The sequence below is a fragment of the Streptomyces sp. Q2 genome (assembly GCF_056820935.1).
Genome location: NZ_JBXEJE010000058.1, coordinates 1 through 279, shown reverse-complemented (window position 1 = coordinate 279; position 279 = coordinate 1). Strand labels below are relative to the sequence as shown.

Sequence of the window (279 nt, the reverse complement as noted above, 5' to 3'; positions counted from 1 at the left end):
TGTTCGGCGGCGTCCTACTCTCCCACAGGGTCCCCCCTGCAGTACCATCGGCGCTGTAAGGCTTAGCTTCCGGGTTCGGAATGTAACCGGGCGTTTCCCTCACGCTATAACCACCGAAACCCTATTGGTTTCGAGCGAACAAGCACACTTTTCAGTTTTGCGTTCAGCTCTAAGCCGGCAACAGTCGTTGCCTCAGAACTAACACAGTGGACGCGAGCAACTGAGGACAAGCCCTCGGCCTATTAGTACCGGTCAACTCCACACGTTACCGTGCTTCCA

At 55.6% G+C, this 279-nt stretch carries 1 rRNA gene; it reads right to left on the bottom strand.

What is annotated here, in order from left to right:
* Nucleotide 1: 1 nt before the first annotated feature.
* Nucleotides 2-118 (bottom strand): 5S ribosomal RNA (rrf, locus tag ACWBNA_RS42110).
* Nucleotides 119-279 lie beyond the last annotated feature (161 nt).